The organism is Rhizobium leguminosarum bv. viciae (genome assembly GCF_012276115.1).
Lineage (GTDB): Bacteria > Pseudomonadota > Alphaproteobacteria > Rhizobiales > Rhizobiaceae > Rhizobium > Rhizobium leguminosarum_T.
In genome coordinates this window covers 143,584-156,439 of sequence record NZ_WIEU01000015.1, presented here as the reverse complement: position 1 = coordinate 156,439, position 12,856 = coordinate 143,584, and the positions used below count along the sequence as shown (strand labels likewise).

At 62.8% G+C, this 12,856-nt stretch carries 10 protein-coding genes; 5 read left to right on the top strand and 5 right to left on the bottom strand.

Features of this window, described 5'->3' with window-relative positions; translation table 11 throughout:
• Positions 1-467 precede the first annotated feature (467 nt).
• Positions 468-1,379, bottom strand: coding sequence for a DUF1499 domain-containing protein (locus tag GFM02_RS24075; RefSeq protein WP_168323010.1), 912 nt, complete (start codon positions 1,377-1,379; stop codon positions 468-470).
• Positions 1,380-1,717: 338 nt separating this feature from the next.
• Between GFM02_RS24075 and GFM02_RS24070 the strand changes: the two genes are divergently transcribed.
• Complete coding sequence (locus tag GFM02_RS24070) at positions 1,718-2,110, top strand: hypothetical protein (RefSeq protein ID WP_168323009.1); 393 nt, start codon at positions 1,718-1,720, stop codon at positions 2,108-2,110.
• Between the two features lie 16 nt (positions 2,111-2,126).
• On the opposite strand, the gene GFM02_RS24065 is transcribed toward GFM02_RS24070, so the two are convergent.
• Positions 2,127-2,372 (bottom strand): hypothetical protein, encoded by a 246-nt coding sequence (locus tag GFM02_RS24065; protein ID WP_003546063.1) that lies wholly within the window; start codon positions 2,370-2,372, stop codon positions 2,127-2,129.
• 144 nt (positions 2,373-2,516) lie between these two features.
• On the opposite strand from GFM02_RS24065, the gene GFM02_RS24060 reads away from it, so the two are divergent.
• Both GFM02_RS24060 and GFM02_RS24055 read left to right on the top strand, forming a co-directional pair.
• Complete coding sequence (locus GFM02_RS24060; RefSeq protein WP_131622948.1) at positions 2,517-2,714, top strand: hypothetical protein; 198 nt, start codon at positions 2,517-2,519, stop codon at positions 2,712-2,714.
• Between the two features lie 443 nt (positions 2,715-3,157).
• Complete coding sequence (locus GFM02_RS24055) at positions 3,158-3,436, top strand: hypothetical protein (protein WP_168323008.1); 279 nt, start codon at positions 3,158-3,160, stop codon at positions 3,434-3,436.
• 33 nt (positions 3,437-3,469) lie between these two features.
• Here the strand turns inward: GFM02_RS24055 and ppdK are convergent, their stop codons facing one another.
• The 3 genes from ppdK to GFM02_RS24040 all read right to left on the bottom strand — a co-directional run bounded on the left by ppdK (position 3,470) and on the right by GFM02_RS24040 (position 11,544).
• Positions 3,470-6,178, bottom strand: coding sequence for a pyruvate, phosphate dikinase (ppdK, locus tag GFM02_RS24050; RefSeq protein WP_168323007.1), 2,709 nt, complete (start codon positions 6,176-6,178; stop codon positions 3,470-3,472).
• Between the two features lie 827 nt (positions 6,179-7,005).
• Complete coding sequence (locus GFM02_RS24045; RefSeq protein ID WP_168323006.1) at positions 7,006-10,467, bottom strand: chromosome segregation SMC family protein; 3,462 nt, start codon at positions 10,465-10,467, stop codon at positions 7,006-7,008.
• Between the two features lie 306 nt (positions 10,468-10,773).
• Positions 10,774-11,544: a DsbA family protein gene (locus GFM02_RS24040; protein ID WP_017993213.1), complete on the bottom strand. Its 771-nt coding sequence runs from the start codon at positions 11,542-11,544 to the stop codon at positions 10,774-10,776.
• Positions 11,545-11,989: 445 nt separating this feature from the next.
• Between GFM02_RS24040 and GFM02_RS24035 the strand changes: the two genes are divergently transcribed.
• Both GFM02_RS24035 and GFM02_RS24030 read left to right on the top strand, forming a co-directional pair.
• On the top strand, positions 11,990-12,172 hold the full coding sequence (locus GFM02_RS24035; protein WP_168271378.1) for a hypothetical protein: 183 nt from the start codon (positions 11,990-11,992) through the stop codon (positions 12,170-12,172).
• Entirely contained in the window at positions 12,165-12,836 is a 672-nt protein-coding gene (locus GFM02_RS24030) for a Fic family protein (RefSeq protein ID WP_168271500.1), read from the top strand. Before GFM02_RS24035 ends, GFM02_RS24030 begins: the two co-directional genes overlap by 8 nt.
• Positions 12,837-12,856 lie beyond the last annotated feature (20 nt).

Below are 12,856 nucleotides of genomic sequence, written 5' to 3'. Positions count from 1 at the left end.
TGTCCTTCGGATAGCCCATTCAAGTCAGCAAGCGATGCGAAGCTGGAGCGGCAAAGTCCCTTCATGAAGTCGGTCGTTGACACCTATTCCTGTACGGGCGCTTTGCCGCGCGAACCCCGGGATGGCCATCCCGGGGTTCGATCCCAGCTTCCCAAACATTAAAGCATAGATTTGAGAGACAATTCCTGTGCTCGTCACAGGAATCCAGCCACCGCGCTTCTGCGCGGTGAATGGCTCTTACCAAGGGAGGGTCTTCCGCGCCCAGGGACCTGGGCGCACTGGATTCCTGTGACGAGCACAGGAATGAGGGAGGCTTGCTTGGGCGATATTGAAGCGACGTCGAGTGTGCGGCACCGTAATGGCTCTGTGTTTGCCGCACCGTATCCCGGCCCTTCGCTTGGGCTCAGGGCGTTCGCAACTGCAATCGATTCGCCGGATCGATTGCTGGCGCTCTGCGCCACCGTTGCTCACCCCCCAGCAATCCCTAGAAGCTCAGCATCCAGCGCCTTCAGATAATCGCCGGCGATTTCGGCGCTGAAGCCGAGGTCGTGTTGGCCGTAGCGGGAGGCGACGCGGATGTCGACGAAGGTGGTTTCGGCCTCTTCGCGGAGCCGAATGATGAAATCGAAGCGCAGGCCGAGGATCAGCGTGCGGGTGGTGCCCTGCAGCGTCACGCCGTTGACGCCGCGGATCAGCTTGGCGACGTCGTCGTCATAGGGGCGCGGCGTCGGCACGGGGATGGTATCGGGCGCATCGGCCACGGCATCGTCGCCAGGCTGCGGCGGCTTGACCGGCCTGTCCTCGGGGTCGCGGCCGGGCTCGGTGTCGCCGCTGCTTTTGGTGATGGTCATGCCGCTCAGCTTGGCGACCTTGCGCACCGCCTCCAGCACGCGGTCGAGCGCGCCCTCATAGCGTCGGCCGGTGAGTTCGGGATAGGCGGTGAGCTGCTTTTCGCGATCCTCCGGCGTCACCTGCACCTTGCGCTTCAGCCAGATCTGGTCGAAATACGGATAGGAAAGCCAGTCGGGTGCGGTGACCGGATCGGTGGAAACGTCGTAGATATCGGGCAGCGTCATGTAGCGCTCGGTGGCATAGGCGCCGAGCCCCAGCGGAAAGGCGGCATAGATCAGCGCCGCCAGCGCCGCCAGTCCGCCCTCGGCCCCTGATATCCAGAGGCTGCGCAGTCCGATGGCTGCCAGCATCGCCGCGAGCAGTGCGCAGCCGGCAGCGGCAATCAGCAGCAGTACCAGATAGGGTGTGGCGAGGCCGCCGAAACGATGGGCGATCATCACGGCCAGCGCCAGCACCAGGGAAAACGCCCCGATGAGCCGCGAAGAGCGGGCGGCGCTGGAAACGGGGCGGTCGAAGCGGATGGCCATCAAATTTACCGGTTGCTCGTCAGCGCCCGCGCGTTCGACCACGCAAATCGCCTCAACCCTGTTTAGAGCATGATGCCGAAAAGTGTGAAGCGGTTTTCGGACGACATCATGCTCTATTCTTGATTTAGATCCGGATTCAGATTTTAGGCCGGCCCGACCTCAAATCATCCGGATCTGGGGCAAGATTCGGCTAAATTGAAACGATTGTCTGAGGCATTGCGTTGGAATCCACGGCGAAGGCCATGGTGAAACGGCAGCTTCTTCATAAGCCCTTGCTGATATGTCAAAAAAAGGCCATTCTGCCGCGGTTTCATCTCCAGATATAAAGGAGAGACGGGATGATTTCACCCGAGATTGCAGCAAGGCCGCAGGCGTCTGCGCTTGGCGGGATCGACCATCAGTCCGAGCCGACGCTGCCGATGGAGCTGCTCGAACTCGAACTTTCGCTCGAAGGTTATGCCGGCGGCGATGCCGGCTTCTGCGAGGCGGTGCGCCAGGCGGCGGCACGCTCCGGCGGCGAATTGCTGTTCGATCTTCCGGCCGGCGGCCTCATCGACGATTGCCGCCGCATTGCCGTGCTGCGCATTCCTGAAGACGGCCAGCAGATGCGCGTCGTGCTGGCGCTGCTCGACGGCAACGGCACCGAAATCCGCATGCAGGCGCCCGACGAAGAGACCGCGCCGCTGGTGCGTTTCGCCGATGCCTTCATCGAAGTTCTGGAGCGAATCTGAATTCTAGATCAAGATCTTAGCGGCGCTCGGCCGCGGCTTCCGCGACGCTGCGGAAGGGGAATTTTCGCCCGCATTCGCATTTGATCACGAAATTTTCCTGATGGTTGGAAGGCCGCTGCACGCCAAAGCCGCGCGGCAGCTGATCGACCTTGAAATCCGGGTGCTTGCGCTTGGGATCATCGACTTCCGAGGCTTCGGCAAAGCCCTCATTGCCGCATTGCGGACAGTTCAGTTTTTTCGAAAATCGATCGCGAAGGGCCATGCTCGTTCCAAGGTTTGCCGGCCTCTCAGAGAGAGACCATGTTTTCCTCATACATAGGAATGGCCCTCATGCATAGAAAGGTTGGCCGGCGAAAGTGGAACCATGTGCAAAGCCTGCCGTTCCTTTTTCGAAAAGGAGGCACTCATGCCGAACAGAGACCCGATCCCGACACCCAATGCCGATACGCCACGCGGCCCGACGCCGACATCCGGCATTCCCGACCGCATCCAGGAAAAACCGCCGCTGACACCGGCTCAGGACCCGGGCGACACGAAGAACCCGCAGGATCCGCCGCTTAATCCGGCGCTGCTGCCGATTGGAGATCCGGCTGGGGCGGCTTGAAGTCGTGAGAGCGTCACCCCCAATCTCCCTCATTCCTGTGCTCGTCACAGGAATCCAGTGCGCCCAAGTCCTTGGGCGCAGGAGACCTGCTTCACCTATGAGCGTCATTCACCGCGCAGACGCGCGGTGGCTGGATTCCTGTGACGAGCACAGGAATGAGGAAGGAGAGGTTGGGTGCAGGAGGCTGTAAGGAATGGCAGACCCGGCCCCCTTCCGCCCTACGGGCACCTTCTCCCCGAGGGGAGAAGAGGCAAGCGAGAGGTTGCGGCCTATCCCCTTCGCCCCAACGGGGAGAAGGTGGCCCGAAGGGTCGGATGAGGGGGCCGCACGGTAAACGGCTCACGTAGTCACCCAGCACTCAGCGATCTCCTGGACCAAGAGCGGCTTGACGCCCTCGCCCGAATGGCCTTTCCTCAGGAAAAAGCATTCCAAGGAATACACCGATGCGCATTCGTCTTCTCATCACCGTCATGGCCACCATCGTCGCCGGGCTTTCCGCCTGCCAGACGATGACGCCGGAGGAGCGGCGGGCGGCGGATGAGCAGCGGTGCCTGAGCTATGGCTTCCGGCGCGGCACGGATGGTTTTGCCACCTGCCTGCAGCGCATCGATCTCGACCGGCGCGCCGAATCACGGGCGCAGAGTGCGGAGATGATGAACCGCATGGCCTGGGATCTGAACGGGCCGTATACCTACCGCGATCGTTGGCGCTATCGTTACTGAGTGCCCAGGGCGCCCTGCCCCACACCGAATATCCTACACGGTTGCCCGCCGGTCTTTCGGACCGCGCCGGATCTCTTCCAGACTGCCTGCAATCACCGCCTGCGCTGCCGCCAGCCTGGCGATCGGCACGCGGAAGGGCGAGCAGGAGACGTAGTCGAGGCCGATCGTTTCGCAGAAGCGGATCGAGGCCGGGTCGCCGCCATGTTCGCCGCAGATGCCGAGCTTCATGTCGCTGCGGGTGCGCCGGCCGCGTTCGGCGGCGATGCTGATCAATTCGCCGACACCATCGAAATCCAGCGAGATGAAGGGATCGTGCTCGATGATGCCCTTGCGCTGATAGGTGGGGATGAAGGCCGAGGCGTCGTCGCGCGAGATGCCGAAGGTGGTCTGCGTCAGGTCGTTGGTGCCGAAGGAGAAGAATTCGGCGGCTTCGGCAATCACATGGGCGCGGAGGGCCGCACGCGGCAGCTCGATCATCGTGCCGACGAGATAATCGATCTTCATGCCGGCCTCGCGCATGACGTCGCCGGCGACCTCATCGATGCGCGCCTTGACGTAATCGAGCTCGGTGCGCAGGCCAACGAGCGGCACCATGATCTCCGGCACCACGGCTGCCCCGGTCTCCTTGGCTGCGGACACCGCCGCCTCGAAGATGGCGCGGGCCTGCATCTCGACGATTTCGGGATAGGAGATCGCCAGCCGGCAGCCGCGATGGCCGAGCATCGGATTGAACTCATGCAACGCATCGACGCGCTGGCGAAGCACGGAGGCTTCCATGCCCATGGCGAAGGCGACTTCGGCCACCTCGTCGTCGGTTTTCGGCAGGAATTCGTGCAGCGGCGGATCGAGCAGGCGGATCGTCACCGGCAGGCCGTGCATGACGGTGAAAAGGCCGGTGAAATCCAGCCGCTGCATCGGCAGCAGCTTGTCGAGCGCCAGCCGCCTGCCCTTCTCGTCGACGGCAAGGATCATCTCGCGCATCACATGGATGCGCTCGCCCTCGAAGAACATGTGCTCGGTGCGGCAAAGGCCGATGCCTTCGGCGCCGAAGGAGCGGGCAGCCAGCGCATCGGCCGGCGTATCGGCATTGGTGCGCACCGTCATGCGTCGGGCGCGGTCGGCCCAGCCCATGATGCGGCCGAAATCGCCAGACAGCTCCGGCTGGATCATCGGCACCTCGCCCTTCAGCACCTGGCCGGCCGAGCCGTCGATGGTGATGATATCGCCCTTCTTGAGCGTCACGCCGACGCCGAGCAGCCGCTCGTTGCGTAGGTCGATGCGCATGGTGCCGGCGCCGACGACGCAGGGGATGCCCATGCCGCGGGCAACGACTGCCGCATGGCTGGTCATGCCGCCGCGGGTCGTCAGAATGCCTTCGGCGGCATGCATGCCGTGAATATCCTCGGGGCTGGTCTCGACCCTCAGCAGGATGACCTTGCGGCCTTCGGCTTCCGCTTCGACAGCCTCTTCCGCGGTGAAGACGATGCCGCCGGTGGCAGCGCCGGGCGAAGCCGGCAGCCCGCTACCGATCACCTGGCGGGTGACGCGCGGATCGATTGTGGGATGCAGCAGCTGGTCGAGGCTGGAAGGCTCGATGCGCAGCACCGCCTCGTCCTCGGTGATCACCCCCTCGTCGACCATATCGACGGCGATCTTCATTGCCGCCCGGGTCGAGCGCTTGGCCGAGCGGGTCTGCAGCATCCAGAGCTTGCCGCGCTCGATGGTGAATTCGATATCCTGCATGTCTCGGTAATGGATCTCGAGGTCGGTGCAGATGCGGCAGAGCTCGCGGAACGCCTCCGGCATCAGCTTTTCCATCGAGGGTTTTTCGGAGCCGGAGGAGATCCGTCCCTCCTCGGTGATGCTTTGCGGCGTGCGGATGCCGGCCACGACATCCTCGCCCTGGGCATTGACCAGGAATTCGCCGTAAAGCGCCCTCTCGCCGGTCGAGGGGTTGCGGGTGAAGGCAACGCCGGTGGCGGAGCTATTGCCGAGATTGCCGAAGACCATCGCCTGGATGTTGATCGCCGTGCCCCAAGCTTCCGGAATATTGTGGAGCTGGCGATAGGTGACGGCGCGCGCGCTCATCCAGCTGGAAAAAACGGCGCCGACCGCGCCCCAGAGCTGGACTTCGGGATCCTGCGGGAATTCCTGCTCCAGCTCCTCCTCGATCAGCCGCTTATAGAGAGAGACGATATGCTGCCATTCCGAGGCGCTGAGTTCGGTATCGAATTCATGGCCGAGCTTGGCCTTCTCGTCTTCCAGGATCTCCTCGAAGGCATCGTTGCCGAGGCCCATGACGACATCGGCATACATCTGGATGAAGCGGCGGTAACTGTCCCAGGCAAACCTCGCATCACCGGCATCATGGCCGAGCGCCTGCACCGTCTCGTCGTTGAGGCCGAGATTGAGCACCGTGTCCATCATGCCCGGCATGGAGACGCGGGCGCCGGAGCGCACCGATAAGAGCAGCGGCTGGCTGACCGAGCCGAAGCGGCGGCCGGTGATTGCCTCGATCGCCGATATGCCGGCGCGCACCTCGGCCTTCACCGCATTCTCGATGTGGCGGCCATTCTTGTAATAGGTGTTGCAGGCGTCGCTGACGATCGTCAGCCCCGGCGGCACCGGAAGTCCGAGCGCGCACATTTCCGCGAGATTGGCGCCCTTGCCGCCCAGAATCCCGTGATCGCGCGCCCGGCCCTCAGCCTGCCCGTCGCCGAACCTATAGACCCACTTGGTCATCTTCCCCCCAACACCAAATCGGGGTTAGCTTAATCCGTTGGTGTTGAAATGAAAATCGACAAATGCGGCAGAATGTTGCGCTGCACAATAAATCTTGGCTGCGGCCGGCGTTGAAACGGTTGAAAGGTGCCCAAACAGAAAACAAGACACAAAAAAAGCTTTGCGGGACTGCAACAATGTCCCGCAAAGCCTTGTTTCCGTCCGGCCAGGAAAACCGGACGGGGGGTCCCTCAACCCAGGAGCGGCTCAGCTTTTTTGTAAAGCAGAACCGCTCTGACCTCGTCTTACGCAATTCCTGGAAAATAGATCGCTACGTCCCAAGATTTGCTCTCGGTTTCCGGCTCTTGCCCTCGCCCGGAAAACCGCACGCAAATTCGACAATGCGCAACCTCTGGTCGCCCGCTTTCCAGCAGAGTAATTAGGTTGCGTTGAAACAACTTCTAATGCAAGTCAGCGAAAAGAGCATCACCCAAATGGGGTACAGACGGCAAGAGAGCCGACCTTTTTTGGTGTTTATTTCTTGGTCCTTGATTTTACGCAATTTCCGGACGCAAACCCGCGTCATAACTTTACGGAAATTGCGTCGGCGCGGGCGGCGACGTGGATGCTCGGTTGGCGCCAATGGCTGCCCCTCACCCTAACCCTCTCCCCGTTCTGACGGGGCGAGGGGACGTGCCAAACGCAGCGTCGAGATTGGGGGAAGCCGGTGCGGCATGTCCCCTTCGCCCCGTTTACGGGAGAAGGTGCCGGCAGGCGGATGAGCGGCTGCTCTCGCCAATCCCCTCAATCACCCCTTCCCCGACGCAGAAACGCGTTCGTCGAAAACCTCAGGCAATCTCGCGCAGGCGCTCGGCCATTTGCAGGTCGACGGAGACGAGTTGGGAGACGCCCTGCTCGGCCATGGTGACGCCGAAGAGGCGGTTCATGCGGGCCATGGTGATCGGATTGTGGGTGATGATGACGAAGCGGGTTTCGGTCGAAGCCGCCATTTCATCCATCAGATTGCAGTAGCGCTCGACATTGTGGTCGTCGAGCGGCGCATCCACTTCGTCGAGCACGCAGATTGGCGCCGGATTGGTGAGGAAGACGGCAAAGATCAGCGCCATTGCCGTCAGCGCCTGTTCGCCGCCGGAGAGCAGCGTCATGGTCTGCGGCTTCTTGCCGGGCGGGCGGGCGAGGATTTCGAGGCCGGCTTCGAGCGGATCGTCGGATTCGATCAGCTGCAGCTCGGCGGTGCCGCCACCGAAAAGATGGGTGAACAGCCGCTGGAACTGGGCGTTGACAATGTCGAAGGCGGCGATCAGCCGTTCGCGGCCCTCGCGGTTGAGGCTCTGGATGGCGCCGCGCAGCTTGCGGATCGCATCAATGACGTCGTCGCGCTCCTTGATCAGCGCTTCGAGCTTTTCGCTCAGCTCCTTCTGTTCCTCGTCGGCGCGCAGGTTGACGGCGCCGAGCCGCTCGCGCTCGATCCTCAGGCGCTCCAGCTCGCGCTCGACTTCGCGCGGATCGGGAAGCGCCTGCATGGTCGGGCGCCCGGTCAGCTGCAGCGCTTCGTGCGGGGCGACGTTCAGGACCTCGCGGATACGGCTTTCGCTTTCCTGCCGCTTCTCGCGGGCCGAAACCAGGCGCTCCTCGGCGCGGCCGCGGCGTTCACGGCATTCGGCAAGTTCCGACAGTGCGGTCGTTGCCTTCTGGTCGGCCTCGCGCTGAATGCGTTCGGCCTCGGCCAGAAGGTCGCTCGCCTGGCGGCGGGCCTCCTCGGCCTTCTGCAATTCGCTGAGCAGAGCGCGGCGCTTGTCATCGAATTCATCCGGCGCCAGTTCGAGCTCGGCTGCCTCATCGCGCGCCTCTTCCTCGCGCTCGCGCAGTGTGGCGACATGGTCTTCAGCACTTGCCGCCCGCTGGCGCCAGGTCTCACGCTCCTGGCCGATCGCCATGATGCGGCGCTGGCGGGCCTCGTTTTCCCGGGCGAGGCTCTCATGGCGGGCGCGGCTTTCGGCCAGCGCGCCGCGATCGGTCGCAACTTCCGCCTGCTGGAACCGCAGCCGCTCGTCGATCGCAGTCAGATCGGGCGCATCCTCCAGCTCGATGCGGGCATTCTCTTCCTGGATGGCGATCTCCTCCAGCTGCGACCGCAACTGGCTTGAAGCCTCGCTGACGACATCGCGGCGGCGGATGAGATCGCCGGAGGCACGCTCGGCGGCAACAAGCGCATCGCGCGCTTCCGCGAGATGACGTGCCGAAAGACGGCTCATGTCGCGCGCCTCGGCAAGCCGACGCTCCTCTGCACGGATCGCTTCGGCAGCGGCTGCCTGCCGCTCTTCGGCTTCGGCAAGCACGTCGCGGGCAAGGGCCGCTTCACCTTCGAGTTCGGCCAGGCGGTTCTTCTGGGCAAGGCGCAGTGCTGCAGCACTCGGGGCGTCGGCACCGGTGACATGGCCGTCCCAGCGATAGACCGCGCCCTCTTTCGTCACCAGCCGCTGGCCGGGCTTCAGCACCGCCATCAGCGACTGCGCATCGCCTTCCGCGACCAGGCCGATCTGGCGCAGGCGGCGGGTCAGTGCCGCCGGCGCGCGGACATGGGTCAGCAGCGGCGCAACACCGGATGGAAGGGCGGGATCGGCGGCGCCATCACCATTGTCCGACCAATGGGCCGGCGCCTCGGCATCGAGCGGCGATTCCAGATCATCGCCGAGGGCGGCACCAAGTGCGGTTTCGAAGCCGCGATCGACCTTCAGTTCGTCGGCAACCGGCGGAAATTTGCCGGCCGCAGCACCAGCGGCGAGCATGCGGGAAATGGTGCGGGCCTCGGTTTCCAGCGCATTCAGGCTCGAGCGGGCCTGCTCGACCGGCGCGCGCGACAACGCCTCGGTCTGGCGGGCGCTAGCCAGCGCCTGTTCGACCGCCTGGACCGCGGCTTCCGCGTCGGCGACGGCGATCTCTCCGGCCTCGACGATGGCGCGTTTCTCGTCGGGATCGGGCAGTCCTGATATTTTCTCACCGATGGCGGACAATTCGTGGTTTGCCTCGTCCATCTGCCGTTCGAGGCGCATCCTGCGGTCGGCGAGATCGCGGATGGCGCGTTCCAGCTGGTTGCGGCCGGCGGCAGCCTCGGCGCGCTCAGCCGTCAGCTGGGTGAAGATCCGCTCGCTGTCGGCCAGTTTCGCCGCCGCGCCCTCGAAGGCCTCGCGGGTCTCCTCGGCATAACGGCCGGAATCGGCGAGGATTTCCGAAATCTCCGCCTCTTCGGCATCGAGCCGCGCCAGGATGACGGCATTGTCGGCGACCAGCCGCTCTTCGCGGCTTATATCCTCGGCAAGCTGGGCGAGACGGCGGGTCAGCTCGTCGCGGCGGCGCAGGATGCGGCCGGCATCCTCCTCCAGCTGGCTTCTGGCGATCTGCAGGCGCTGCAGCGCGGCCGCCGCACGCGCCTCGCCCTCGCGCAGCTCCGGCAGCTTCAGGCTGGCGACAGCCTGGTTCTTCGCCGCCTCCATCTGCATCTGCGCCTTTTCGGCGACGACGGAGGTCGCCTGGTTCAAGGCGCTGTCGGCCTCGGCCTCGGCTTCCTTGGCCTGCACCCAACGGATATGCAGCAGCATTGCCTCACGGGCGCGGATATCGGCAGACAGCGTCTTGAAGCGGTTTGCCTGGCGGGCCTGGCGCTTCAGGCTCTCGATCTGGCTTTCGAGCTGCGAGGTGACGTCGTCGAGGCGCTCGAGATTGCCTTCGGCAGCGCGCAGCCGCAGCTCGGCCTCGTGGCGGCGCGAATGCAGGCCCGAAATGCCGGCCGCCTCTTCGAGCAGCTGGCGGCGGGCCTGCGGCTTTGCCTGGATCAGCTCGCCGATACGCCCTTGCCCGACCATCGAGGGCGACCGCGCGCCGGTCGAGGCATCGGCAAACAGCAGCTGCACGTCCTTGGCGCGGCTTTCCTTGCCGTTGATGCGATAGAGCGAGCCCTGTTCACGCTCGATGCGGCGGGTGACCTGGATCTCGTCGCTGTCGTTGAAGGCGGCAGGCGCGGTGCGCTCGGCATTGTCGAGATAGAGTGCCACTTCGGCGGTATTGCGCGCCGGGCGGTTTCCCGAGCCCGAAAAGATCACGTCGTCCATGCCGGAGGCGCGCATGTTCTTGTAGGAATTTTCGCCCATCACCCAGCGCAGCGCCTCGACGAGGTTCGACTTGCCGCAGCCGTTCGGCCCGACGACGCCGGTCAGCCCGCGCTCGATGATGAATTCCGTCGGCTCGACGAAGGATTTGAAGCCGACCAGGCGCAGCTTGTTGAACTTCATGCAGCCGCTCCGGGGCGCAGAGAGGGTGTGGCACCCCCCTCTGCCCTGCCGGGCATCTCCCCCACAAGGGGGGAGATCGGCAAGTGGTTAGGGCTTCCCCAAACAAGGGAGCGCTTCCGCAGGGCATTCATGAAGGTCGAGACATTCCTTCCAGCTGATCTCCCCCCCTGTGGGGGTCCGAAGGACGGGTCGAGACCCGTGGCTCGACCCCGGGTCCGGCAGGACAGAGGGGGGTATTCCCCACGCACCCACAAAAAAACGGGCGCACGGCTTTCGCCGTCGCCCGTTCTATCGAAACGATCCGGTTCAGAGCAGGCTGTCGATGAGCTTCGACAAGGTGTCAACCGGCATGTCTCCAGAGTAGCGCTTGCCATTGATCAGGAAAGTCGGGGTGGCGTTGACGCCGAAATCCTTGGAACCTCTTTCCCGCGTGGCGTTCACTTCATCCAGAAGCTTCTGGTTCGTCAAGCATTTCGTGAAGCTATCCTCAGTAAATCCGGCAAGCTTCGACATCTGCAGCAATGCGGCGCGGCCATCATCGGCGGCGGCCCAGACCTGCTGCTGCTTGAAGAGCATCGAAACCATCGGGAAATACTGTTCCGGCGTGCTCAACTGCTCCGGATTGGAAGAATTGCAGCGGGCGAGCATGAAGGCGGCGGCGGCGCGCGGGTCGAAGGGGAATTCGCGGATGATGAACTGCACCTTGCCGCTGTCGACATATTTCTGCTTGATCGTGTCGAAGACGGTGTTGTGGAAATGGGCGCAATGCGGGCAGGTCATCGACATGTATTCGACGATCTTGACTGGGGCATCGGCCTTGCCGAGCGCCATTTCCGGCAGCACGCCGGGCTTCAGCACCTCAGCCATGTCGACATCGCCGTCGGACTCCGGCATCTCGGTCGCCGAAGTGGCCGCCGTCTGCATGGTGTCGACATTGGTGCCATCAGCCATAGTCTTGCCGGAGGACGAAGCATCGGCAGCGTCCTTGCTGTCGTTGCAGGCGACAAGCGCTACGGCAGCTGCGGCGATGGCGATACCGCTGAGCAGGCGGCGTTTCGTCAGTTGCATTTCGGACATCTGCATGGATTCCCCATAGATAATGAGATTGACGGCATGACTGTGCGATATAACGGCTGGCGGCCACTCACAAGGCACGGTTCGCCAACTTCCTTCAAAGAATTGTGACCGTGATGGGACCGATACCGTTGAAAGACATGCGTTCGCCATTTAATCGATCAAGTTCGCATCTCAACTGACGCTAGGCAAAGGTGCCAAGGCAATGGGGTAAGGCTCGCCGTTGACGAGCCAGCTTCAAGCATTATCGGTTGTTGGCAGATTCCGTGCTTCCAATCTACCATCTCTCCGCTTCCAACCTACATAAGCCAAATCCGGGGGTGCATCGCTGCTATCTGGGCAACACCCGCTTCACAAGCTTGGCACAATTCGATTTCAGTATCCGGTTTAAGGTTGCTTGAAATCGGAAAACCGCTTCTATGAATCGGCGCATGAAAGGAAGACTGCAATGAACGAACCGCTCAAAAATCTACTCGAAGCCGCGAGGAAGATGCAGCCGTCGCCGCGTGAAATCGAAGTTCAGCGTCGCAGCTTCGCTTATGGGAATACGCATTTCGAAAACGAGATGATCACGCGCGAGATGATTGATCGCGTGGCTGACGAGATGGCAGACAAACAGAAAAATGACTGAAGGCACCCGTCGACACAGCGTCGCTACGGAAGCGTATCTGATCAAGGACGAGAGGGAACGCGCCGAGGCGGAAGCCCGCAACGGCCTTCGCCAGTTCGATGCGGCGCGCGATATGATCATCGACGCCATAGACAAGGGTGTGAAGTGGAAGCTTCGGCCCTCTTTGCTGCTGGCGCTGCATCGCGAAGCTTTGCAGGGAATCAGTGCTTATGCCGGCAACTTCCGGCCGGCGGATGTGGCGATACAGGGAAGCGAACACAAGCCACTTGGTGCGCACCGTGTGCCGGAGTTGATCGAAGAGCTTTGCGACTACGTCAACGACAATTGGGACAAAACTCCCGTCCATTTGGCATCATACGTTATGTGGCGGCTGAATTGGATTCATCCCTTCAGCGACGGCAATGGCCGCACCTCCCGGATGGTGTCTTATGTCGTTCTATGCGTGAAACTTCAGTTGCCGCTGCCTGGCATCAGGACGATTCCTGATCAGATCGTCGACAACCGGAAGCCCTATTTCGACGCCCTCGAAGCGGCAGATCGAGCGGCCGAGCATGGCGCCTGCGATCTCTCGAAAATGGAAGAGTTGATCGAGGGAATGCTCGCCACGCAGCTCGCCAGCGTCATGGAAACGGCAACAGGAAAGCAATTCCTTTCGCACGAGTGACGTTTTCCGCATTGCCAAGG